This is a genomic window from Novosphingobium sp. ES2-1 (assembly GCF_015169775.1).
Taxonomy (GTDB): Bacteria; Pseudomonadota; Alphaproteobacteria; order Sphingomonadales; family Sphingomonadaceae; genus Novosphingobium; species Novosphingobium subterraneum.
On record NZ_CP063445.1, the window covers coordinates 73242 to 95439 of the forward strand.

Annotated in this window: 21 protein-coding genes, 2 tRNA genes and 1 riboswitch; of the genes, 8 read left to right on the forward strand and 15 right to left on the reverse strand. The window is 65.0% G+C overall.

The annotated features are described in order from the left end of the window. Window positions 1–102: 102 nt before the first annotated feature. The 10 genes from IM701_RS00335 to IM701_RS00380 form a co-directional block, all read right to left on the reverse strand. The gene (locus IM701_RS00335; RefSeq protein WP_039333024.1) at window positions 103–1260 is read right to left on the reverse strand and encodes a sensor histidine kinase; all 1158 of its coding nucleotides are present in this window, start codon (window positions 1258–1260) and stop codon (window positions 103–105) included. A 58-nt stretch (window positions 1261–1318) separates the two neighbouring features. Next, window positions 1319–2116, reverse strand: coding sequence for a DsbA family protein (locus IM701_RS00340; RefSeq protein WP_193827446.1), 798 nt, complete (start codon window positions 2114–2116; stop codon window positions 1319–1321). A 10-nt stretch (window positions 2117–2126) separates the two neighbouring features. Further along, complete coding sequence (locus IM701_RS00345; protein ID WP_230487869.1) at window positions 2127–3509, reverse strand: M48 family metalloprotease; 1383 nt, start codon at window positions 3507–3509, stop codon at window positions 2127–2129. A gap of 7 nt (window positions 3510–3516) precedes the next feature. Then, a complete protein-coding gene (locus IM701_RS00350; RefSeq protein ID WP_193827447.1) occupies window positions 3517–4443 on the reverse strand; it encodes an alpha/beta hydrolase in 927 nt (308 codons plus the stop codon). 86 nt (window positions 4444–4529) lie between these two features. Continuing rightward, entirely contained in the window at window positions 4530–5879 is a 1350-nt protein-coding gene (locus IM701_RS00355) for a hypothetical protein (protein ID WP_193828286.1), read from the reverse strand. A gap of 89 nt (window positions 5880–5968) precedes the next feature. Further along, window positions 5969–6841 (reverse strand): CoA ester lyase, encoded by an 873-nt coding sequence (locus tag IM701_RS00360; protein ID WP_193827448.1) that lies wholly within the window; start codon window positions 6839–6841, stop codon window positions 5969–5971. Between the two features lie 19 nt (window positions 6842–6860). After that, on the reverse strand, window positions 6861–8120 hold the full coding sequence (locus IM701_RS00365; protein ID WP_193827449.1) for an MFS transporter: 1260 nt from the start codon (window positions 8118–8120) through the stop codon (window positions 6861–6863). After that, the gene (locus IM701_RS00370) at window positions 8120–8548 is read right to left on the reverse strand and encodes a DUF2141 domain-containing protein (RefSeq protein WP_193827450.1); all 429 of its coding nucleotides are present in this window, start codon (window positions 8546–8548) and stop codon (window positions 8120–8122) included. The genes IM701_RS00365 and IM701_RS00370 overlap by 1 nt, the downstream gene beginning before the upstream one ends. After that, entirely contained in the window at window positions 8545–9255 is a 711-nt protein-coding gene (locus tag IM701_RS00375) for a sterol desaturase family protein (RefSeq protein ID WP_193827451.1), read from the reverse strand. Before IM701_RS00375 ends, IM701_RS00370 begins: the two co-directional genes overlap by 4 nt. Window positions 9256–9327: 72 nt before the next feature. After that, window positions 9328–10860, reverse strand: coding sequence for a DEAD/DEAH box helicase (locus IM701_RS00380; RefSeq protein ID WP_039333011.1), 1533 nt, complete (start codon window positions 10858–10860; stop codon window positions 9328–9330). Window positions 10861–11187: 327 nt separating this feature from the next. On the opposite strand from IM701_RS00380, the gene IM701_RS00385 reads away from it, so the two are divergent. Together IM701_RS00385 and IM701_RS00390 are read left to right on the forward strand one after the other, a co-directional pair. Continuing rightward, window positions 11188–12498, forward strand: a complete 1311-nt coding sequence (locus IM701_RS00385; protein WP_193827452.1) for a M20/M25/M40 family metallo-hydrolase — start codon at window positions 11188–11190, stop codon at window positions 12496–12498. Continuing rightward, window positions 12495–12683 (forward strand): DUF1289 domain-containing protein, encoded by a 189-nt coding sequence (locus IM701_RS00390; protein WP_193827453.1) that lies wholly within the window; start codon window positions 12495–12497, stop codon window positions 12681–12683. Before IM701_RS00385 ends, IM701_RS00390 begins: the two co-directional genes overlap by 4 nt. Here the strand turns inward: IM701_RS00390 and IM701_RS00395 are convergent. After that, entirely contained in the window at window positions 12656–13975 is a 1320-nt protein-coding gene (locus IM701_RS00395; protein ID WP_230487739.1) for an alginate export family protein, read from the reverse strand. The two genes, IM701_RS00390 and IM701_RS00395, sit on opposite strands and share 28 nt — an antisense overlap. A gap of 92 nt (window positions 13976–14067) precedes the next feature. Further along, a riboswitch (yybP-ykoY riboswitch) is annotated at window positions 14068–14251 on the forward strand. 26 nt (window positions 14252–14277) lie between these two features. Here IM701_RS00395 and IM701_RS00400 point away from each other — a divergent pair. Continuing rightward, a complete protein-coding gene (locus IM701_RS00400) occupies window positions 14278–14853 on the forward strand; it encodes a TMEM165/GDT1 family protein (RefSeq protein ID WP_039333003.1) in 576 nt (191 codons plus the stop codon). Between the two features lie 37 nt (window positions 14854–14890). Then, the gene (locus IM701_RS00405) at window positions 14891–15391 is read left to right on the forward strand and encodes an MmcB family DNA repair protein (RefSeq protein WP_039333001.1); all 501 of its coding nucleotides are present in this window, start codon (window positions 14891–14893) and stop codon (window positions 15389–15391) included. Here IM701_RS00405 and IM701_RS00410 read toward each other — a convergent pair whose 3' ends face one another. Continuing rightward, entirely contained in the window at window positions 15392–15805 is a 414-nt protein-coding gene (locus tag IM701_RS00410) for a hypothetical protein (RefSeq protein WP_039332999.1), read from the reverse strand. Between the two features lie 104 nt (window positions 15806–15909). Between IM701_RS00410 and IM701_RS00415 the strand changes: the two genes are divergently transcribed. Beyond that, window positions 15910–15986 (forward strand) — tRNA-Arg (locus IM701_RS00415). 137 nt (window positions 15987–16123) lie between these two features. Beyond that, window positions 16124–17101: a bile acid:sodium symporter family protein gene (locus IM701_RS00420; RefSeq protein ID WP_193827454.1), complete on the forward strand. Its 978-nt coding sequence runs from the start codon at window positions 16124–16126 to the stop codon at window positions 17099–17101. A gap of 37 nt (window positions 17102–17138) precedes the next feature. Here the strand turns inward: IM701_RS00420 and katG are convergent, their stop codons facing one another. Then, window positions 17139–19358 carry a catalase/peroxidase HPI gene (gene katG / locus IM701_RS00425; RefSeq protein WP_305082407.1) on the reverse strand — a complete coding sequence of 740 codons (2220 nt, stop codon included), beginning with the start codon at window positions 19356–19358 and terminating at the stop codon, window positions 17139–17141. A 395-nt stretch (window positions 19359–19753) separates the two neighbouring features. Further along, window positions 19754–19828, reverse strand: a tRNA-Gly gene (locus IM701_RS00430). A 204-nt stretch (window positions 19829–20032) separates the two neighbouring features. On the opposite strand from IM701_RS00430, the gene IM701_RS00435 reads away from it, so the two are divergent. After that, window positions 20033–20929: a tetratricopeptide repeat protein gene (locus IM701_RS00435; RefSeq protein ID WP_039332994.1), complete on the forward strand. Its 897-nt coding sequence runs from the start codon at window positions 20033–20035 to the stop codon at window positions 20927–20929. 5 nt (window positions 20930–20934) lie between these two features. Beyond that, a complete protein-coding gene (locus IM701_RS00440) occupies window positions 20935–21564 on the forward strand; it encodes an LON peptidase substrate-binding domain-containing protein (protein WP_039332993.1) in 630 nt (209 codons plus the stop codon). Window positions 21565–21576: 12 nt separating this feature from the next. Here the strand turns inward: IM701_RS00440 and IM701_RS00445 are convergent, their stop codons facing one another. Next, on the reverse strand, window positions 21577–22197 hold the full coding sequence (locus IM701_RS00445) for a MarC family protein (RefSeq protein ID WP_193827456.1): 621 nt from the start codon (window positions 22195–22197) through the stop codon (window positions 21577–21579). Between the last annotated feature and the right edge of the window lies 1 nt (window position 22198).

The window sequence follows — 22198 nt, forward strand, 5'->3', positions numbered from 1 at the left end:
TTGGGTCTTGTCCAGACTTGGATCACGTTGCGCCCCCGAAACGGTCCCCCGTTGGAGTCTGCCTGATGGCAGGACGGGTAAAGTGGCAGTCGGTTCCCGAGATCATGCACCAACCCCCATGCCGACCCCGATCGGGCGTCGGACGGGCATGGCCTGTACAGGCTCGGCCTTTGCTTCGAACGGCAGTTCGAGCACGACCTGAAAACCCCCTTCCGGGCGGTTTGAGATGTCAAAGCGCTGGTTCTCGCCATAGGCCTGGACCAGACGGTCGCGGATGTTGGCAAGACCGATCCCGGTGCTGTCACTGCTCACGCCGAACACGCTTGAAGGATCGGTGCCCGGTGGCAAGCCCGGCCCGGTGTCCGACACGGTGACCCGCAGCATCGGGCCGACGAGTTGCGCCTCGACGGTGATTTCCGCGCCGTACTCCATCGGGCTGACCGCATACTTGATGGCATTCTCGACCAGCGGTTGCAGCAGCAGCGAAGGCATCAGGCCATTGCGGACGGCATCATCGATGCGGAACTCGGTGCGCAGGCGCTCCTCGAAGCGCATGCGTTCGATATCGAGGTAGAGCTTCAATGTCTCGATTTCCTGGGCAACGGTCACCCGCGCGGTCGGCTCGTTGACCAGCGTGTAGCGCAGGAACGAGGACAGGCGCGAAAGCATCGCGTTTGCCGGTTCGGTCTGCTTGAGCAGGACCAGCGTGGAAATCGAATTGAGCGTGTTGAACAAGAAGTGCGGGTTGAGCTGGTAGCGCAGCATGGCCAGCTGGGCCGAGGTTGCCTGTGCCTCCAGCCGCATCAGCTGGTCGTTCTGCTCTTCCACCTGCAGGAAGAAGTTGATCGCGTAATACAGCCCGGTCCACGAGATCACGAGCGTGAGGTCGAGGTAAAACACCCCGAGGAACAGCTGCGCGAAACTGGCATCGCCGCCTTGCCGGTAGAGGCTGATGACCCACGAATCGATGAAGGCGTAAAGACCGACCGCCACCGACATCGCGATGGCAGTCACGCCCCAGGTGACAATCGGCCGCCGGTTGATCAGCGCGCGGTAGATTACCGACAGGATCAGCGAGATCGAGAAGCCGGTGATCGTGGCGATGACGACGATGACGAGGAACGACCACGGCTGCGCATTGGCGATGGACGACATCGCACGCAGCAGCATCGCGCCGCCCCAGCCCATGAACTGCAGGCGCCAGAAGGCTCTGTTCTTGTTGCCGAAGAACGGCGTCGGTCTGAACGGCAAGGCTGCCATGAAAAGGTTTGTAACCGTTCGGAGCGGGCTAGGCTAGCCCGCCCCTGTTACTTCCGCCTCAGCTCTTGCGTGCCGCATCGATGGCAGCCTGCAGGTCTTCCTGCGGAACTGCGCCGTGAACCAGCTGTTCGCCGATCACCCATGCGGGCGTCCCGTTGATGCCAAGCTGGCGGGCCAGCTGAAGGTTGCGCTTGAGCTCTTCCTCGACATCGGGCCGGGCTGCAAAGGTGCGTGCCGAGGCGAGGTCGAGCCCCGCCGCGGTCGCCGCAGCGGTGATGCTGGCATCCGAAGGCCGGGCGCCCTCGAACATCGCCTTGTGATAGGCGGGATACTTGCCCTGCGCTGCCGCCGCCAGCGCCATGCGCGCGGCGGGCGCGCTTTCGGGTGCGATGATCGGCAGTTCACGCACAACCACGCGCAAGTCGGGGTTCTTCGCGATCAGCGCGTCCAGGGTCTTCACGCTCTGCCGGCAATAGGTGCAGGCAAAGTCGGTGAACTCCACCAGCGTGACCTTCCCGTCGGGATTGCCCATGACCGCACCGGGGAAGGGTGTTTCAAGCGCGCCGCGCATCGGACCGATCTGCGCTGCCGCCTCGCGCTGCTGCAGCCGCTCCATCGCCTCCGGCAGGACTTCGGGGTGTTCAAGGATATAAGACCGCACCAGTCCTTCGATCGCGGCGCGTTCCTTGCCATTGATTCCTGCGCTCGCCAGCGAGGCTTCAAGGTCCGCGTCGTCGCCTGACGCGGTATCGGCGTCGCGGTGGGCGTACCACCATCCTCCAGCTGCGCCGCCTGTGGCAAGGAGCAGGGCGAGGGCGCCGAAGGCACCTATGCGGCGGGGCTTTGTATCTGACATTGTCTGGTGCCTAGCGGGATTTCTTCTGGCGTTCCATCATTGCCCGCGCCGACATCGCAATGTCCTGCGCGCGTAGCCAGTCGGGCGTGCCCTTGGGCAGTGCGGCCTCGGCGGCCTCGGCGCTGCGTACGGCTTCGGCCAGCCGCATGTTCATCAGCTGCTGTTCGGCACTGGCAAGGCGCGCGCGGGGAATGTCGCCCTTGGCTTCGTAGACGACGCCGAGCTGGTACCAGGTGAAGGGATTGTCCCGGTCGCGCGCTGCCGAGGTCTTCAGCACCTTTTCGGCTTCGGCGAAATTGTCCTTGTCCTCGGTGGCGATCAGGGCGTGGCCAAAGGTGGTGGCGATCAATGGCTCGTTGCCGGTCAGTTGCGTAGCCTTGCGCAGCGGCGCCACGGCATCGGCGGGGCGGCCGGATTCGAGCAGGATCTGTCCCTCCAGCTCGAGAAAATAGGGATTGTCCGGATCGCTGGCGATCAGCGCCCTGGTCTCCGCCAGAGCCTTGTCGACATAAGCCTCCTTGTGGAAGGCATAGGCGCGAGCATAGCGCGCGGGAATGTCGGTCATGTAATCGGGGTAGGCGCGCAGCGTGTCCTGCGGCTCGGCCAGATAGCCGTTGAGCTTGGCCTTGACCCGCTGGAACCGCGCCTGCAGCTCGGCCGGGGGCGGGGTGTTCCACGCCGGGTCCTTCTCGTAGACATCCTGGAGCGTGGTCAGGCGGTCGGACGTCATCGGGTGCGTGCTGTAGAACTCCGCGTCCGGATTCTTGCTGGCATTGTAGCCATAGCGGAATTCTTGGTTCTGCAGCTTCTTGAAGAACTCGATCGAACCGCGTCCGGAAATGCCGGCATCGGAAAGGAACTTTGCGCCCGCTGCGTCTGCCGAGCTTTCCTGCGCGCGGCTGAAGGCGAGGAACTTGCCCAGCGCGGCCTGCTGCCCGGCCATGAACACGCCCAGCGCCGCGTCGGGCGAACCTGCCGCAGCCGCCAGACCGCCGAGCAGCAGCGAAAGCACGGTGATGCCGGTGGCCGGCTTGAGCCCCTCGTTGTAGCGGATGATGTGGCCGCCGGTGATGTGGCCCAGTTCGTGCGCGATCACGCCCTGCAGTTCGTTGACGTTGTCAGCTGCGCTGATCAGGCCCGAATGGATATAGATCGCCTGTCCACCGGCGACGAACGCGTTGATGGACCCGTCGTTGAGCAGGACCAGATCGATCGCCTTGGGGTTGAACCCCGCCGCCTTGAAGATCGGGGCAGAGGCATCGCGGAACAGCGCCTCGGTTTCCGCATCGCGCAGCACCGATTGCGCAGCCGCTGGCTGGATGCAGAGCGACAGCGCGGCGACCAGCGCGAGCAGGCGCGAGAGGAACAGGGCGGGGATTCGGACGGACACGATGCCTGGACTATCGGCCCGCAGCCTGAACCGCAACTGAAGGCGCGGTGACCCTGGCGAGGAACGGCAGGACTGCGTCAAGCGCACGGGTATCGCGCGCGAACGGGCGCGCGAACATCATGATGATGCTTTCATGGGTGACGCCCTCGAGCTGGACCAGCTGGTTCGGCGCGCCTGCTTCGGTCAGTCGCTGGGCGAGCGCCTGCGAATTGCGCGGCTTGACCCGGGTATCGGCATCGCCCGTCACCAGCAGGAGCGGCGGCGCGTCCTGGCGCGCGAAGTTGACCGGCTGGGTTCTGGAAAGATCAGGCGAATCGCCGAAGCTGTTGATGGTTGCCGGGGAATCGAGGGGCACGAAATCGAACGGTCCAGCGAGCGAGACCGTCCCGCGGATCGCCTGCGTGTCCAGCCCCACGCCCTTCAGCCACTGCGGATCAAGCGTGAGCATGACCACGTTGTAGGCCCCGGCCGAATGCCCCATCAGCGCCATGCGCGCCGGATCGCCACGATACCTTGCGGCATTGTCCTGCACCCAGCGCAGCGCCGCCGCGCCGTCCTCCAGCATGCCGGGAAACTTCGTCTGCGGATAGAGCCGGTAACCCGCCAGCACGACCGCATAGCCCTGCGCGCACAGCGTCCGCGCAATGAAGCGATAGTCGTGGGGATCGCCGCTCGCCCAGCTGCCGCCATGCACGAACACCACGATCGGCAGCGCGCCCTTGGCGCCTTGCGGCACGAACATCTCGAGCTTCTGCGCCGGATCGTTGCCATAGCGCTCGGCCGCGACCAGCTGGATCGCGCCATCGCCACCGTTGAGCAGCTTGTCGGCACCGTCGAGCACGGCAACAGCATTATTCCGCATGGCATGGCTGTAGGCGGCATAGCCGACCAATCCGAGCAGGACGAAGCAAAGCGCCGCCCAGCCGATCCAACCCATGCGCCGCCTGCCCTTCACCGTCCGTGCCATAGGGCACTGGCTAGCAGGCTGCCGCCATTGCGCAAGGCACCGGCAGTTGCAGTCTGTCAGCCGATCAGATGGCGCGCTGCACGTTCGAACAGGGCCGCGTCATCGTGCACCTCGCCAAGAGCGACAATCTCGCCGCTCTCAAGGCGACGCACCACCACCAGCGCGAATTCCTCGCCTTCGGGTGGCGCGATCTCGGTGACCTTGCGTGCCGGCAGCGCGCGCAGCGACTGCGCAAGCGCTTCAGGGCCGCGCCTGGCGAGCGCCTTGCCGGCTTCCTCGCGGCGCAGGCGGCGCTCGGCATTGATCACGCCCTTGAGGCCACCAGCGGCTTCGGAGAGGTAGGCGCCCAGCTCACCCCGGCCGAGGCCGATGCGCTGCGCATGGGTCAGCGCGGTGGCGTACTCGGTGAGGCGCGTCTTGTCGTAGTCGGCGCCGAACACCAGCTTGACCACCGGCGTCATCGGCGCGCGCTCCTGCATGGTCAGCCCTGCGTCTTCGAGCAGTTCGGCAAACTCTTCCGGTTCTGCCTGCGCTGCAAGGGCGAAGTCCCAGGCCCGCCCGATCGCGGCATAAAGCGCGCTGCGAGTGCGGTCTTCGCTCGAATTGGCCACGAGGGCCAGTTCGCGCGCAGAGGCGAGCCAATCGGCCAGGGCTTCCGGTTCATCGGCAGGCGCGCCTGCGGGCAGTGGCAGGATATCGTCGTCGAGCCCGAAGGCGGGCTCAGGGAAGATATCGGCATCAAGCGAGGTGGGGCCATCGGCCCAGGCATCGGTCGGCTCGATCAGCGGACGGCGCGGTTGGCTCTTGATCGGCGCCGAATCGAGCGCTTGCCCGATTTCCAGCAGCAACTCGTCGGTCGTCGCCTGGTCGGCCAGTTCCTTCCAGTTGATCGCACCCATGATGTAGTCGATGCGCGTGCCGTCCGACGAGAACGGCAGCAGGATGCCACGGTAGAGGATCGTGCGGCCAAAGTGGTTCACGAACTCGGCCTCGAAGCCGATCGGCGCCTGATTGGCGATGATCTGCATGTAGTGGTCGGTGATGCGTGACAGCAGCGAGCGGCCGGGCACCTGGCTCAGGCGGGTGATCGAGCTTTCCGTGCCGCACTCGTCGGCCAGCCTGGCGCCGAGAAAGGCAATCGCCGGGTCCTCGATCCCCTCGTCGAAGTGCAGCAGCACGAGGTTGTCGGCAAAGTCCGGATAAGTGCCCGAGAGGAGCGGCGTGACCAGCGGGAACGAATGTTCGCCCAGCTGGCCGGCCCAGTAGTTGTAGGCGCGCACCTGCATGCGGCGCTCGTCCTGCCCCACCACCGGCGGCGGCGGCTCGCTCGGAACGTCGTCCTCGAAACCGGAGAGGTCGAGTTCGGCCTCGGCGGCGTCACGATCAAATCCACGCAAAGTATCCATCAGGCTCACCTGGTCCCCTTGATTGAGGACTGGTCTGGCGCAACTTCGTGAAGAAGTGCTTAAGTTGCGCCAGTGGAGCTTATACGGGGTTAACGCGCAGCGATGGCGGCGGCGGTGGCCAATACCTTCTCGGCTTGGGCAAGGTGCAGTAATTCCACCATTTTCCCGTTGAGGCGCAGCGCGCCCTTGCCGACATTTGCCGGGTCGGCAAAGGCCGCGACGATGGACTCCGCTTCGGCGATATCGGCTTCGCTCGGTGCGAACACACGGTTGCACGTGGCAAGTTGCGCGGGGTGAATCAGCGTCTTTCCATCAAATCCCGAATCGCGCGCCTGCACGCATTCGGCTTCGAGCCGCGCGGTATCCTCGATCGCGTTGCACACGCCGTCGAGGATCACGAGGCCATTGGCCCGCGCCGCCAGCACGGCCATGGTCAGCACCGGCAGGAAGGCCATGCGCCCCGGCAACTGGGCAATGCCGCTATCCTTGGCGAGATCGTTGAGCCCCAGCACGAAGCCTGCAAGCCGCGTGTCTCTTGCGCAATCGGCAATCCGCTCCAGCGCCAAAACGGCGCGCGGCGTCTCGACCATTACCCACAGTTTGACATCGGGCGCGAAGCCAGCAGCGTCCATCCCGGCCGAAAGTGCCTGCACGTCGGCAGCGTCATCGACCTTCGGAGCGAGCACTGCCTCGACCGGAGCCTGTGCGAGCGCAGCGAGATCGTCATGCCCCCATGGCGTCGACAGGCCGTTGATCCGCGCGATCAGTCGTCGATGACCGAAGCCTCCTGCCTGCACCTCGGCGACCAGCGCCGCGCGTGCCTCGGCCTTGGCTTCGGGCGCCACCGCGTCTTCCAGATCGAGGCACACTGCATCGCAATCGAGGCTGCGCGCTTTGGCCATCGCCCGGGCATTGCTGGCCGGCATGTAGAGAAGCGAGCGCAAGGGGCGGGCGTCGGTCATGGCGAGAACCTTCGAACTTCTAGCGTTTTGGCGCAGGGACAGCGTCCAGCCGCCCCTCTTCGCGCGTCGGCATAGGCGCAAAAAAGTGCATGGCAAGTGAAAGCACCAGCCACGCCGCTGCGGCATGAAGTGCGGTCGGCAAGCTGGCAAGATCGGCCACCGAGCCCCAGCACCATGCGCCCAGCGCCATGCCGCCGAAGGTCACCGCCTGATAGATCGACAGGCAGCGGCCGAGAATGTCTTCCGGACTGCGCAACTGCATCGCCACGTTGAGGCTGGTCATTGCGCTGGCCCAACCCATGCCACCCACGAAAGCGGCGAGCACGGCCATCGGGATGCCCGTGGCCGAAGCCATCAGCAATTGCGCGCAGGCGAAGATCAGCGTCGCCCCGGTCACCACGGTCTCGCTGCCAAGCCGTTGCCGCACTTTCGAGACGAACAGTGCCGTCACGATCGAACCGATGCCGAACCCGCCCAGCATCAGGCCGTAATCAAGCTCGCTGCCCTTGAGCATGTCGCGCGCCACGCTCGGCATCAGTGCCTGCAGGCCTGCCGCGCCAAAGCCGATGGCCAGACCGCGCAGCAGCACCTTGCGGATCGGCGAGGACGAGGCGCAGAACCGCACGCCCCGGCCGATCGCCGCCAGCATCGGCTCGCGCATCGGCGGCAGCGATTCAGGCCGCCAGCGCGACAGCACCACGATCATGCCGAGATAGCTGATTGCGTTGAGCGCAAAGGCAAGGCTCGTGTCCCACAGCGAGATGAGTATCCCGCCGAGCGCTGGCCCGACGCTCCTTGCCAGATTGAACGAGATCGCATTGAGCGAGATTGCTTGCGGCAGGTCTTGCCGCCCCACCTGCAGCCGCACCGACGCTTGCCATGCGGGGCCGTTCAGCGCCGTACCCATACCCACCATCAACGTGAGCGCCAGCAAGGAGAATGGCCCGACATTGCCGGTATAGGCGAGCACGGCCAGCACCGAGGACACAATCAGCATGCCGGTTTGTGCCGCGAGCATCACCCGGCGGCGATCGTAGTTGTCGGCAATGGCGCCCGCGAATACGCCCAGCAGCAGGATCGGGATCGTTGCCGAGGCCTGAACCAGCGCCACCAGCACGTGGCTGGTGGTCAGCTCGGTCATCAGCCATGCCGCGCCCACCGACTGGATCATCGAGCCGATGTTGGAGAACAGGTTGGCCGTCCAGATTGCCCGGAATGCGCGGTAACAGAACGGTGCTAGGGGACTTCCATGAACAGGCTTGGCAGAAGCGGCTGGCACTACAGGTATCGGACCTTCATCTTCATGCGGACAGGTGCGCCGCCGGTAACGTCAAAGGCTGCCGCCTCGAACTTGGGCGCCGACATCTTGACCGGCGCATCGCGCGAGAAGCCGAAACCTTCCTTCGGCAGGAACAGCGTCTTGTCCATCTTCTTGTTCCCATTCTCGTCATGCAGGAGAACGATGGCGTAGCGCCCCGGCATCACGTCGCGGATCACCAGCGGGCCGGGCTGGTCTGCCCGGATCGACGCAGTGCGGCGATTGGGGTCCTTGTCGCATCCTTCCGGGAACAGCTTGGGGTTTCCGCTCATGCACAGCCAGATCATGCCCTTGGCATTGCGCAGGCCATTGATGTCGACCGTGATGCTTGTCGGCGCAGGGGCATTTCCGGCGAGAAGAAATGGCAGAAGGAGTAAGGCGCGCTTCATGGTGCGGACAGTCCCTTGTCTGTGCCGCACAGCCGATCCCAGAAACGGAAATAGAGACCGTAGTTGCAGCGATAGAGTTCGTGATGACGATGGTGATGGCTCGCCGTTATCAGCCAGTTCCCTGCGCCAGAATGAACGTGCCAGCGGGGGAACATCTCCCAGCCCATGTGATTGGTCACGCCCATCACAGTCATCACCAGCAGCACCACCCCGAGCATCCCGACATGGATCGGGATGACGAAGACCAGCGCCGGAATCAGCAGCGAGACGATCGCCGCCTCGATCGGATGGAAGTTCATGGCGGCCCATGCCGTGGGCGGGCGGCTGGCATGATGGATGGCATGGATGCGCCGGAACACCTGCGGACGATGCATCCAGCGATGCGTCCAGTAGAACCAGGTGTCATGGATGAAGAGGTAAAGCAGCAGCGAGACCGGCATCCACCACAGCGGATAGGCCAGCGGGTCGGCATAGATCCTGGTCCATCCGCGCTGCTGCCAGCCCCACGCGACCACGCCGGCCGGCACGCCGTAGATTGCGGCGGTGGCGAGGCTCCAGGTGATCTCCGAACGGATCTGCTTTTCAAGGCCAGCATAATGCCCCGGCCGCACCTTGTGCGTCGCCCAGGCGAACATTCCGCTGGTGATCAGATAGCGCACCGCGACGATCACGGTCATGGCAATCGCCGAGGCTAGAACGCTGTCCATTGCGCGTCCCTATGCCAAGCTTTTGAGGCGGAGGACAGCCCTGCCTTGGGGCAGGGCCGAGCCTTCCGCAGATCAGCTCGCGCGGCGAACCTTGTGCTTGTGCGCACCGACGCCCGGCGCACCGCGCGGACGGAAGCGACGCGGCTTGTTGCCGTCCTCGCGCTCGCCACCGTTAAGAGTGGCTTCGAGCACCGGATTGCGCACCGGACCACGATCGGCGGCACCGCCGTCACGACGCTCCTGACGCGGCGAGACATCGCGCGGGCGCCCGTCCCGGCCTTGCGCGCGGCCCCCGTGGGCCTGGCTGTTGCGGTTCTGCCCACCACGACCTTCGCCGCCGCGACCCTGACCGCCCGCACCACGACCGCCATTACCGCGTGCATCGCGCGCGTCACGGCGGGCATCCTGCTCCATTTCCGCAGGCTTGCGGCTCGGTGCAGGCAGCTTGGCGGCTTCGGCCATGAAATTCTCGGGCAGGCCCATGGTGTCGATCTTGACCCGGGTCAGCTTCTCGATGTCCTTGAGGTAGGGCTTCTCGTCCGGCGCACAGAAGCTGATGGCAATGCCATCAGCGCCGGCACGCGCGGTGCGGCCGATGCGGTGGACGTACTGTTCGGGCACATTGGGCAGTTCGAAGTTGAACACGTGGCTCACACCCGAAACGTCGATGCCACGCGCGGCGATGTCGGTGGCGACCAGCACCGGGCACGAACCCTGACGGAAAGCCTCGAGCGCGGCAGTGCGCTGCGCCTGGCTCTTGTTGCCGTGGATGGCACGAGCGTCGATGCCTGCGGACGAAAGGTGGCGCACCACGCGGTCGGCGCCGTGCTTGGTGCGGGTGAACACCAGCGCGCGGTCCAGTTCCTTCGATGCCAGCAGCGCACGGATGCGCAGCGTCAGCAGGGCCTGCTTCTCGGCCTGGTTGATGAAGGTCACGTACTGCTCGACCCGCTCGGCCGTGGTCGAGTTCGGGGCGACTTCGACGCGCACCGGATTGACGATGAACTGCTTGCCCAGATCTTCGATGGCCTTGGGCATCGTGGCCGAGAAGAACAGGCTCTGGCGGGTCTTGGGCAGCAGGTTGGCCACGCGCTTCAGCGCGTGGATGAAGCCGAGGTCCATCATCTGGTCGGCTTCGTCGAGCACGAAGATTTCGGTGCGGCCAAGCGTCAGCGCGCGCTGGTCGATCAGGTCGAGCAGGCGGCCCGGCGTGGCGACCAGAATGTCGACGCCCGGCACGAGGCGGCGGGCCTGCTTGCCGACGGGCACGCCGCCGAACACGCAGTCTACCGACATGTTGAGGTTGCGGGCGTAGCCCTTCATGTTGTCAGCGATCTGTGCGGCCAGTTCGCGCGTCGGCGAAAGCACCAGCATGCGGCACGAGGCCGGCTTGCGCGGCTGCGGGTTGGCGGCAAGCCGGTGCAGCGAAGGCAGCGAGAACGCGGCGGTCTTGCCGGTGCCGGTCTGCGCGATGCCAAGCAGGTCACGGCCCTGCAGCAGGGCCGGGATGGCCTGGCGCTGGATTGGCGTGGGATCGTTGTAGCCCTTGGTTTCAAGGGCGCGGAGAATGGGTTCGGCAAGGCCGAGTTCGGCGAAGAATGACATGAATATGCTTTCGTGGGCGCATCGGCGCAGGGCCGACGTGCGAGTTGAATTCGCTGGGCGCACGCGCCTGAAGGGCACGAGCGGGGTCGATCATGCGACCCATGCGTGAAAGGGGAAGCGGGCGGGGCAACAACCGTTCGTCCGGAGCGGATTTCTGCCGTTTCAGCGAAATCTCACGCCAGCATCCGGACTGCAGCGGGTTGCCCGCCACCGGTCTTGCTGCGGTGCACATAGGCAGCACTTCCCGTTAAAGCAAGGAAATTCGGGCAAAAGGCGGTTGCAAGGCTTCGTCCAGCTCGCCAACGTGCCCGCAAAAGGAGTGGGTCGATGCGTTTCACGATTGGTCTGGTTTCTGCCTTCGTCCTTGTCGGCAGCTCTGCGCAGGCCGCGCCCACGGGGGCCGAGGCAAGGATGGTCGCCACCGTCGATGCCGAACAGGCGCGCACCCTCAAGTTCCTTGAAACAATGGTCAACCAGAACTCGGGCAGCCGCAATCTCGAAGGCGTACGAAGGTTGCGCGATATCGTTGCGCCCGCGTTCACGGCTCTGGGATTCACTTCGCGCTGGATTCCGATGGAGCAGACCGGGCGCGCCGGGCATCTCGTGCTCACGCACAAGGGTCGCAAGGGCGGGAAGAAGCTCCTGCTGATCGGCCACCTCGATACCGTGTTCGAGCCGGATTCCCCGTTCCAGACCTATGTGCTGAACGGCGACAAGGCGACCGGTCCCGGCGTGGGTGACGACAAGGGCGGTATCGCCGTGATCCTCGCCGCCGTTCGTGCCATGCAAACGGCAGGCACGCTCAAGAACGCCAACATCGAGGTATTCCTCACCGGTGACGAGGAAGAGGCAGGCTCCCCCACCGAAGTCGCACGCGCAGATCTTGTCACCGCAGCCAAGGCTGCCGATGTCGCGCTCGATTTCGAAGGGCTGAGCCGCGAAAATGGCAAGGACATGGGATCGATCGCCCGCCGCTCCTCGCAAAGCTGGACGCTGACGGTCGAGGCGAAGTCCGGCCACTCCAGCGGTGTCTGGGGGGCGAACGCCGGCGATGGCGCCATCTATGCTGCGTCGAGGATCTTGAGCGCTTTCCGGGAGGAGCTGCCCGAACCCTACCTTACCCTTAACGTGGGCCTGATCGCAGGTGGGGCGGAAGCTGACGTGGCCGATGACAACGCGCATGTGTCGGCGAAGGGCAAGACCAATATTATCCCCGGAAAGGTCGTGGCGCGCGGGGACCTGCGCACACTCAGCCTCGAACAGAACGCTGCCGCGATGCGCAAGATGGAGTGGATCGTGGCGCGCAGTTACCCAGGCGTCACCTCGGCGAAGATCACGTTCAGCGAAGGCTACCCGCCGATGGCGCCGACCGCAGGCAACAAGGCGCTCCTCGCCAAGCTGAATCGGGTCAACGCCACGCTCGATCTGCCTGAGATGCAGCCGCTCGATCCGATGAAGCGCGGCGCGGGCGACATCAGCTTCGTTGCCGAATACATCGACGGTCTCGTCGGCCTCGGCCCCCATTCCACCGGCGACCATGCGCCCGGCGAGACTGTCGATGTCGCCAGCATCTGGACCCAGGCCAAGCGCGCTGCCCTGCTGATGACGCGGCTGGCGGCGGAAAAGTCCGACCGGTGAACGACGATCACCCGCCCAGCCCATGCACCGGTGTCTGCGAAATCGATCCGCTCAGCACGCAGTGCCGCGGTTGCCATCGCACACTGGCCGAAATCACCGCATGGTTCACGGCATCGGCTGCGCACAAGCACGCGATCCTGCGCGACCTCGCTGCGCGTCAGAGCGTCAGCGTGACATCCAAATAGCCGTAGGTCGTATTCCCGGTCGGCGGCGCATTCGGCGCGTCGCGCAGCAGGCTCCGCTTGAACAGCACTGCCGCTCCGCCATCCACCTGCAGCAGCCCCGGCACGATCCAGTGCCGTACGCGCCCTTCGATCTGGTGCCCGCCGAGGCTGCCTGAGGCTCCGCTGGCATCACGCACCCCGGTCGCGGCAAACTGGTCGCGCCGGTTCTCGGCCCAGGCCGTGCGCCACGCCACGAAAGCGTCGGTTCGCTTCGACGGAGTCACTTCCAGACGCAGCGAGGGCGAGACGATGTTGCTCCGCCGAAACGGCCCGTAAAGCCCGTTTGGCCCGAATTCGAAGCGCCGCGCTGAATAGAGCGTGTCGAAACGGGTGAACTTGTGTGCGCTGCCCTTATTGCCACTCGCGGCGTCGAACATCGCCACCACGCGGGGCTTCCAACCACCGGCAAAGGTATAGCCGGCATCGGCGTGGACGAACCAGGCGAACACGTTGAGATCGGTCACATCCGCCGCCCCCGATGTCCGCCGTGCCTTGCCGAACTGGACCGCGCCTTCGACGTCGTGGTCCCAAGCCCCGGCGCTTGCCTTCACGAAGTGGCGCGCGCCCACCGTGCCGATCCGCCGGTTCGCTGTCGCCAGCCCCGCGCCGTCGCGCTCGATCAGTCCGAAGGCATAGGGCTGAAGGGTCCCGCCAAGCACCTGCGGCAGCGTACCATGCGCGCCAAAGAACATGACGTCGAAGTTCTCGCGGTCCCACTTCACCCGGTCCTCGCGAATGCCCGCAACGTCGTCCGGCAGGCGCTGGTGGGGCAGGGCGAACATCAGGTCGAGCCTGCGTCCCTTGCCCCCGTCCAGCTCAAGATGCGCGCCCGTGAAGGCATTGGTCGTATTGCGAAATCGCTGACGCGCCACCATGCGCCGGTTGCCGAGGTCGAGGGTGTAGCGCCCCAGCGTCAGCGTGCTCTTGCCCGCCAGCTTCACCGCCATGTTCGCCTGCACCAGTTCGAGCGCGTTGACCTCGCCAGTGTTCGCTGAAGAGCGCGCGTCCTGTCCCCAAGCCCGCGCGTCCCAGAGCTCGGCATTGAACCGCACCGGCCCGGCATCATAGCCGGCGGCAAGCTCGGTCCTGAGCGAAACCATCGTGTCGGTTGCGGGGGCAGGGGCGGGGCGGAACTGCCCGCCGATCGATTCCACACGCAGCCGCGCCGAGGCTGACAACGTCCACGGGCCTTCCTCGGCCTGCGCGGGCAGCGCAATGCTGCAGGCAAGGACGGCAACGGCAATGCGCTTCACGATCTGACTTTCCCCGGCGCACCCGTGGTCGGATAGCGTTGCTACTGCCCATAGCCTGCACTTGCATGCCACGCCATACGCAGCTAACGGCACCCCACGTCATTTGGGGAGTAGCCACCGCTGGCAGGTTTTCGGGCCTGGCGCGGCCCTCAGCGTCAACATGCTTGGTCGAGAGACCATGGCGCAGGCGGCAGGACTTTTGTCCACCGGGCGAGACCAATGACAGCGAACCCATCGTCCGGGCCGGGCGGAGGGGTAAGCTGTCGTTGGCCTGATCGCTCCGCCCGGCCCCGGAATTGTCGATGCTCGAAGCCTTCAGCACGTCCACCGCGATTGTCGCGCTCGCCGAGATTGGCGACAAGACGCAATTGCTCGCGATCATCCTCGCCGCCCGGTTCAAAAGGCCGCTGCCGATCGTCCTCGGCATCCTTGGCGCAACGCTTGCCAACCACTTCCTCGCTGCCCTGCTCGGTGCGACCGCCGCCGCCTTCCTCGATGGCCAGTGGTTCCGCTTCGCCATTGCCATCGGTTTCGTCGCCATGGGCCTGTGGACCCTGGTGCCGGACAAGATGGACGAGGACGAAGCACCCAAGCCTTCGCGCTACGGCGCATTTCTCACTACGCTGGTGGCATTCTTCATCGTCGAGATGGGCGACAAGACGCAGATCGCCACGATTGCTTTGGGCGCACGCTTTAACGATGCCATCGCGGTCACTGCCGGTACGACGCTTGGCATGATGATTGCCAACGTCCCAGCCGTGATCTTCGGCAACGAATTGATCAAGCGTGTTCCGCTCGACATCGTGCGAATGGTTGCCGCCGCGCTGCTCGTTGCCACCGGCGTGTGGTTGTTCGTTCAGACACTGGGCTTCTTCTAAGCCTTTACGCGTTCGGCATTTGTTCTAAACTGGCGACATGATCGAATCAGCTGCCACTGGTCCCGGCGCAAGCCCGGATGTCGTCGAACGCGAAGCACGCGCCGTCGCGCGCGGCATCTGCCGCCTGTTCGCGCGCAACGACATCTGGTGCCTGCCCGAAATGCCGCTTCGTTCCGGCAGGCGCGCCGATCTCATGGGCATCGACGCCAAGGGGCAGGTCGTGATCGTGGAGATCAAGGTCTCCCGGGCCGACCTGCTGGGCGATGGCAAGTGGACCGATTACCTGGATCATTGCGACCGGTTCTACTGGGGACTTGCGCCGCATCTTGACCGTGCCGTGCTCGACACCGACAATTTCCTGCCGCATGCTTGCGGGGTAATCGTCGCCGACGGTTATGATGCCGAGATTCTGCGCCCTGCGCCCACCATTCCGCTGGCTGCTGCACGCCGCAAGGCCGAAGTGGAACGTCTTGCCCGCGCATCGTTGCGCCGTCAGCTTGTCGGCATTGATCCCCATTGCGCCGCTTGGGAAAGCTGATCAGGCCCGCCGCTTGATGCCCAATGGCGGTACCAGCGCCAGCAAGGCGGCGCGCGATGCCAGGAATTCATGCCACAGCGCCGTCGCGGCCGGGCCGGGGCTTTGCCCGCGCGCCGAAACCGCAAGCAATGCCGCCAATCCCGGCTCCATGATCGCGGCGAGATCGTCAACGCCCTGCTTCGCCAAGTCATAGCGCCATCCACCGGTATCACGCATGATCGCCGGGAAGTTGCGCACTTCGGGCTTGCGCATTTCCTGCTGTAAACCCGCGAGAGTGCAGACCACGGCAGCGGCATCGTGCAATGCCGACCACTTCATCGACATGGCATTGCCAGCGGCATGGCCGAACTCGGCCCGGCCCGCCTGCGGCAGCGCGGCGCGCGAATCGCCTGATGACGTCGAAACCCCGTTCATGGTTTCGGCCTAGCCCGCAACCCGTTCCCAAATTGCTAAACGCGACTGGAACACAAAATCGCTGGCATGCCCGCCAAGCCGCTGCTAGGTGCCGTCTCGGCCCTGCACCCGTAGCTCAGCTGGATAGAGCGTTGCCCTCCGAAGGCAAAGGCCACAGGTTCGAATCCTGTCGGGTGCGCCATTGCCATTCGCTGAGACGGTCGCCAGTTGCGCGCGCCAGTGTCAGGTCCCTGCTCCAACGCCAGAACCCTGTGCCTTGACACACTGTCGCAAGCGCACAAGAGGTCCGCACCCCTTTCGTTGAAGCAGGTCCTTTATATGTTCCGGCGCATCGCCTCCCTGCTCGATCCATTCCTGCTCGCTCTTGTTGCAACGGTCGTCCTCGCCAGCGTGCTGCCGGCGCGCGGCGCATTCGTGCCGCTGGTCGATGGAGCGGCAGATGCGGGGATCGTGCTGCTGTTCTTTCTCCACGGTGCCAAGCTGTCGCGTGAAGCGATCTGGGAGGGGGCCCGCAACTGGAGACTGCACCTGGCCGTGCTGGCGATGACTTTCGCGCTGTTCCCGCTGCTGGGGCTTGCCGCTCGCGCCCTGCCGTTTCTCCCGGTCGAATTCGGTGCGGGCTTGCTCTTCCTTGCTCTGCTGCCCTCCACGGTCCAGTCCTCGATTGCCTTTACCGCCATCGCCCGCGGGAACGTGGCAGCTGCGGTCTGCGCTGCATCGTTCTCGAACTTCGCCGGGATTTTCGTCACGCCCGCGCTTGTTGCGCTGTTGATGGGCGGGGCAACAGGCGGGTTCTCCTGGGCCTCTGCCGAAACGATCGTGCTGCAGTTGCTCCTCCCGTTCGTGGCGGGGCACCTGCTGCGTCCGTGGATCGGCGGCTTCATCGCCCGCCACAAGGCATGGGTGGGCAAGGTCGATCGCGGCTCGATCCTGCTCGTCGTCTATGCCGCGTTCGGCGCCGCCGTGGTCGAGGGACTGTGGCAGCGCGTTGCCCCCTTAAGCCTGCTCGTGCTCACGCTGGTCTGCCTCGTCATGCTGGCGCTGGTCCTTGCTGCAACCTGGCAGACCGCCAAGGCGATGAAGCTACCGCGCGAGGATGCCATTGTCCTGTTGTTCTGCGGCTCGAAGAAGAGCCTGGCCTCGGGTGTGCCAATGGCCGGTGTATTGTTCCCGGCCGCTTCGGTCGGCATCGTGCTCCTGCCGGTGATTGTGTTCCATCAACTCCAGCTCATCGCCTGCGCGTTGATCGCGCCGCGGCTGGGGCAGCGCGATCCCGAACAGGAAACGGCGGCGTAGCCTATCGCTCCGCCGCCGCCCTGCATTGGTTGACCGATCAGAAACGGTCGGCGTTCATCACCTTGGTCCAGGCCGCCACGAAGTCGGCCACGAACTTGTCCTTCGCGTCATCCGAGGCATAGACTTCCGCTACCGCGCGCAGTTCGGAATTCGAACCGAACACGAGGTCGACCGGCGTCGCCGTCCACTTCAGGGCACCGCTTGCACGGTCCTTGCCCTCGTAGAGGCCGGGCGCGGCCGCTTTCGTCCAAACCGTGTCCATCGACAGGAGGTTGACGAAGAAGTCATTGTTCAGCGTGCCGGGACGGTCGGTGAACACGCCCGCCTTCGATCCAGCGGCATTCGCGCCGAGTGCTCGCATTCCGCCCAGCAGCACGGTCGTCTCCGGCACGGTCAGCCCCAGCATGTCCGCCTTGTCGACCAGCGCTTCGGTCGGCCCGTAGAAGGAATCCGCCGCGTAGTAGTTGCGGAAGGCATCGGCCTTTGGCTGGAGGTAATTGAACGATTCGACGTCGGTCTGCGCTTGCGTGGCATCGACCCGGCCCGGCGTGAACGGCACGCTCACGTCATGCCCTGCGGCCTTGGCTGCCTGCTCGATCGCGGCATTGCCGCCCAGCACGATCAGGTCAGCCAGGCTCACCTGCTTGCCACCCTTGGCCGCCTTGTTGAAGCCGAGGCGGATTGCCTCGAGCTTGGCCGTCACCTTCGCCAGCTCTGCCGGATCGTTGACCGCCCAGTCCTTCTGCGGGGCAAGCCTTACGCGAGCACCGTTGGCCCCGCCGCGCATATCGGTCGCGCGGAAGGTCGAGGCCGAGGCCCAGGCTGTGCGCACCAGTTCGGCCGTGGTCAGGCCGGATGACAGGATGCTGCCTTTCAGTGCGGCAATGTCCGCGGCGTCGACCATGGCGTAGTTCGCCTTGGGCAGCGGGTCCTGCCATGTCATCGTCACCTTCGGCGCATCCTTGCCAAGGTAGCGCGCCTGCGGTCCCATGTCGCGGTGGGTCAGCTTGAACCAGGCCCGGGCAAAGGCGTCGCTGAAGGCTTGCTGGTTCTTCTGCCAGCCCTGCGTGATCTTGCGGAAACCGGGGTCCTCGCGCATCGCGATGTCGGTGGTGAACATGATCGGTGCGTGACGCACATCGGGCCGGTGCGCGTCGGGTACGAGGTTTGCCGCCGCCGGGTCCTTCGGGATCCACTGCGTCGCCCCGGCCGGGCTCTTGGTCTTGACCCATTCGAAACCGTAAAGATTGTCGAGATACTGCGTGGTGAAGGCGATCGGGTTGGCCGACCATGCGCCTTCCAGCCCGCTCGTCACCGTGTCCTCGGCATTGCCCTTGCCGCATTTGTTGGCCCAGCCAAGGCCTTGCTGCTCGATCTTGCCCTGCCCCGGATCGTTGCCGACGCATTCCTCGGGCTTGTGCGCGCCGTGCGCCTTGCCGAAGGTGTGGCCGCCAGCGATCAGCGCCGCGGTTTCTTCATCGGTCATCGCCATTGCGCCGAAGGCGCGGCGGATGTCGGCCGCAGCCGCAAGAGGATCGGGCACGCCGTTCGGGCCTTCCGGGTTCACGTAGATCAGGCCCATCTGCGTCGCGCCCAACGGCCCCTTGAGGTTGCCCTTGCCATCCCGGCGCTTGTCGTCGAGCAGCTTGGTCTCGGGTCCCCAGAACACGAGGTCAGGCTGCCAGGCATCGACGCGGCCACCGGCAAAGCCCAAGGTCTTGAAGCCCATGTCCTCCATGGCAACATTGCCGGTCAGGACCATCAGGTCGCCCCACGAAAGCTTGCGCCCGTACTTCTGCTTGATCGGCCAGACGAGGCGGCGGGCCTTGTCGAGGTTGACGTTGTCCGGCCAGGAATTGAGCGGCTCGAAGCGCAGTTCGCCGCCGTCCGAACCACCGCGCCCGTCGCCGGTGCGATATGTCCCCGCGCTGTGCCAGGCCATGCGGATGAAGAACGGGCCGTAGTGGCCATAGTCGGCCGGCCACCACGGCTGCGGCGTTGTCAGCACCTTGCGGATATCGGCTTTCACCGCATCGAGATCGAGCGAGGCAAATTCCTTGGCATAGTCGAAGTCCGGGCCATAGGGATTGGCTTTGGTCGCCTCGTTCTGGCGCAGCGCGGTCAGGTCGAGCGTCTTGGGATACCATTCCTTCGCGGCGGGTTCGCTCGTCGGCGTAACGGTTTCGGCCATTGCAGCGCTGCCGAGCGGCAAGGCGGCCACAAGCACGGCGGCCAGTGCAATCCTGCTGATCTGCATGAGTTTCTCTCCTCCTGTTGCCCCGCGCGATAGCGGGCTGGCAATCGGATAATTCGCTCAATGTTTGCAGACCAACGGGTTAGTTCTATCACAGTTATCGCGAAGGTCGTTCATCCTGTCGCAATTCAGCAATGGTTCCGATGAGGGAAATGCGCGAACCCAAGTGAATGGATCCCGGCCTTTGCCGGGATGACGCACGAAGTGGGAAGTCGCTTCGCAAGCCGAGAACCTGCGAGCCAGCATCCGGCTAACCAACGATCAGCAAGGATCGTCGCCCCGGCGCAGGCCGGGCCCACAACCTCACGGGCAAGGCACCGCGATTGCAAATCGAGCAGTAAGGTTTCCCCGAAGGGAGGAACCAAGCCCGAATTCAACGATGAGGTGATAGTCGAAACTGGAGCGGGCGAAGGGATTCGAACCCTCGACCCCAACCTTGGCAAGGTTGTGCTCTACCCCTGAGCTACGCCCGCTCGTGCGTTTCTGGCCGGTGGGAAGTGCCCCGTCCGGCTGGGGTGTGGGGGCCTCTAACGGCGACTCGGAAAGAGCGCAACACCAAAAATGCATCGAAGGCGAAGTCTTTCGCAAAACCCCCGATTCCCCTTGCCGAAGCGCGAAGCGTTCCCACATTGTGCGGCAAACCTGAAAACATCGACCGGAGACGCATCTTGGCCAGCATGGGGCTCAATCTCGACGAACAGAAGGCAGTGGACCGCTTCCGCAAGAACGTGGTCGAGCCGTCGATGACCAAGCTCGTCATCCTGGATTTCTGGGCGGAGTGGTGCGGGCCGTGCAAGGCGCTCACGCCAGTGCTCGAAAAGGTCGCCGCAGAATATGCCGACAAGGGCGTGGTCCTCGCCAAGGTCAACGTCGACGAGGAACAGTTCATCGCCGCGCAGTTCCAGGTACGCTCGATCCCCACGGTCTATGCGATGTTTCAGGGCCAGCCGGTGGCGGACCTGACACCTGCGCGCACCGAATCACAGCTGAAGCAGTACCTCGACCAGATCCTCGCCAAGCTGCCGGTGCAGGCGGGCGAGCCCGAGCAGGACGTGACGCCGCTGCTTGCCATGGGCGAGGAAGTGCTGGCGGAAGGCGATGGCGAACGCGCTGCCAGCATCTTTGCCCAGATCGTCGAGATCGCGCCCGATAATGCTCAGGCCCACGCCGGCCTCGTGCGCGCATTGATCGCGGCAGGCCAGAAGGACGAAGCACAGGCCGTACTCGATTCGCTCGACCCCAAGCTCGCTGCGGATCCGGCCCTCGCTCAAGCGCGCTCCGCGCTGGCACTGGCCGAGGATGCGCCGGAAGAGGGCGAACTTGCTGCCCTGCGCGCTGCGGCGGCAGAACGCCCGGCCGACATGGACGCCCAGCTTGCCTTCGCCAACGGACTCTATGCCGCCGGCCAGCGAGACGAGGCTGCCGCCAAGCTCCTTGCCATGATCGCCGCCGACCGCGAGTGGAACGAGGGCGCGGCCAAGGCCCGCCTGCTGCAGATTTTCGAAGCGATCGGGCTGGAGGATCCCTGGGTTGCGGCCACGCGGCGCAAGCTCTCCGCCGTGCTGTTCGGTTGAGCGCGATGGGCGCGAGCGCAAACACGACGCGCCTGTCGATCTTCCCGCTGACAGGCGCGGTGCTCTATCCCGGCCTGCAGCTGCCGCTGCACATCTTCGAACCCCGCTACCGTGCGATGGTGAGCGATTCACTGGCGCGTGATCGGCGCATCGCGATGATCCAGCCGCAATCGCCGGTCGATGGCGCGCCGCTGTTCAGCGTGGGCTGTGTCGGCAAGATCGCCGACGTCGAGGCGCTGGAGGACGGGCGGTTCAATCTCGTGCTTGAAGGCATCGCCAGGTTCCGCATGATCCGCGAACTGGACGTGACCACCCCGTTCCGCCAGATCGAAGCCGAACTCCTCGCCGACGACATGGCAGAAGCGCTCAGCGCGGTCGAGCGCGCTTCTTTCGAACAGGAAGCCCGCCGCTTCGCCGATGCGCAGGGCTATGCGGTCGATTGGGATTCGGTCGGACGGCTGGATGACATGTCGCTGATCAACGGCGTCTCGCAAATCGCCCCATTCGACGCAGCGGCCAAGCAGGCCCTGCTCGAAGCCGATTCGCTGGCGGCACGGTGCGAGTTGCTGGTCCAGCTCATGCAGTTCTTCGGCAAGCGCGACAGCGACGATGGCGGGCGGGTGACGTTGCAGTAGTTGCAACGAACTTCAGAACTGGGCCTGAATTCCGTCAATCACGAACTGCGCTGCGAGAGCCGCCAGCAGCACGCCGAGCAGGCGGGTGATCACCGCCTCCACCTGCGAACCCAGCGCCCGGATCAGTGGTCGCGCCGCGACCAGCGCGATGAAGCTCAGCACCATCACCACGGCGAGCGCCCCAAGGATCACGGCGGTTTCCTCCAGCCCGTTGGCCCGTGCCGTCAGCAGCATGACCGACGCGATCGAGCCGGGGCCGGCCAGCATCGGCATGGCCATCGGGAAGACCGAGACGTCCTCCACCTGCGGCTGGGCGGAACGTACCTTCTCGGCCCGCTCCTCGCGCCGTTCGGTGCGCTTCTCGAACACCATGTCGAGCGCGATCAGGAAGAGCATGATGCCGCCGGCAATCCGGAAGCTGTCGAGTTCGATGTGCAATGAGCCCAGCAGATCCTCGCCGAACAATGCAAAGACCAGCAGGATGCCGGTGGCGATCAGGCAGGCGCGCAAGGCCATGGAGAACGCCTGTTTCGCCGTCGCGTTGGCGGTGAGGCCCGCATAGATCGGCGCACAGCCGGGCGGGTCGATCACCACGAACAGCGTGACGAAGGCGGAGAGGAATAGCTGCAGCATC